The following is a 1224-nucleotide window of genomic DNA, read 5'->3' as shown; positions in this document are numbered from 1 at the left end:
GGGTTCTACCCCGAAATCACGGACGGTTGTAAAAGGGCTGAGAACTTCTGGTCTTGCCTGGCGACCCTTCGTCGCATCCTCGGGTTGTGGAACCGCTCGATGTATTCGAACACATCCGCCCTCGCGGCATCGAGCGTTGGGTAGGTCATGCGGTAGACCCGCTCGCGCTTGAGCAGGCCGAAGAAGCCTTCGCACGCGGCGTTGTCACCGCAGTGGCCCACCGCGCTCATCGAGCACACCAAGCCGTTGGCCGCCAGGTAACGCTGGTAGTCGCCGCTTCGGAACTGGCTGCCACGGTCGGAGTGCAGGATCAGTGGATGGCTGCCTTGGCGCTGCCAGACCGCCATCTGCACGGCCCTGATCACCATCTGACGATCCTGACGATGATGCATTGACCACCCCACCACCCGCTGGTCAAACAGGTCCAGCACGATGCACAGATACAGCTTGCCTTGCCGGGTCTTGAGCTCGGTGATGTCGGTGACCCACCTGGTCTCCGGCTCCAACGCGGTGAAGTCCCGCTCCAGCAGGTTGCGCACACCCGGCGGCGTCAGCGCCGGCTTGCCGCGCTGGCCTCGCCGCTTCGGTCGCGGCCAACCCTGCAGGCCATCGGTCGCCATCAGACGCGCCACCCGGTTCAGGCTCGCCGTCTCGCCTTCCTCGGCAAGGTCTTCATGCATCCGGCCGGCGCCCAATGTGCCCCGGCTGTCCTCATGCAACTCACGGATCCGGCCGAGCAAGCGCTGGTTGTCGCGCTCCCGGGCACTGGGCAAGCGCTTACTCCAGTCGTAGTAACCGCTGGCCGAGACCCGCAGGCAACGACACATCAGTCGCACTGGAAACTCATCGCGGCAACGTTCGATCACCTGATACCTCAGGATGATCCCTTGGCAAAGAACGTCGCCGCTTCTCGCAAAAAATCCCGCTCCTTCTTCACCCGGGCCAGCTCGCGCTTGAGCCGCGCCAGTTCCTCGTCCCGGGGCGTCCCGGTGCCACCGAAGGCCACCTGGCCCCGGCTCTGGGCCTCCCGCTTCCAGCGGGTCAGCAATGCATCCCGGATCCCCAGCTCCCGGGCCACCTGGGCACAGCTGACGCCCGGCTGGCTGGCCTGCTCAACCGCACCGCGCTTGAACTCGGTGCTGAACTTCCTTCGCTTCGACATGAACACTCCTCATGGCCTTGATCGGCCTTCTCGTAAGTGTCCGTGAAAACGGGGGTGAACCC

The 1224-nt window shown here is 64.6% G+C and carries 1 protein-coding gene; it reads right to left on the bottom strand.

Going from position 1 to position 1224, the window contains the following annotated elements; genetic code table 11:
* Positions 1 to 5: 5 nt before the first annotated feature.
* A protein-coding gene (locus WFQ05_RS20525; protein ID WP_087944427.1) for an IS3-like element ISStma5 family transposase occupies positions 6 to 1162 on the bottom strand; the annotation gives its coding sequence in 2 pieces (ribosomal slippage) (positions 6 to 922 and positions 922 to 1162; 1158 coding nt in all).
* Between the last annotated feature and the right edge of the window lie 62 nt (positions 1163 to 1224).

The sequence above is a fragment of the Pseudoxanthomonas sp. USHLN014 genome (genome assembly GCF_037153335.1).
GTDB lineage: Bacteria > Pseudomonadota > Gammaproteobacteria > Xanthomonadales > Xanthomonadaceae > Pseudoxanthomonas_A > Pseudoxanthomonas_A winnipegensis.
The sequence above is the reverse complement of the archived record's forward strand: the minus strand, read 5'-3'. Positions and strand labels throughout refer to the sequence as shown.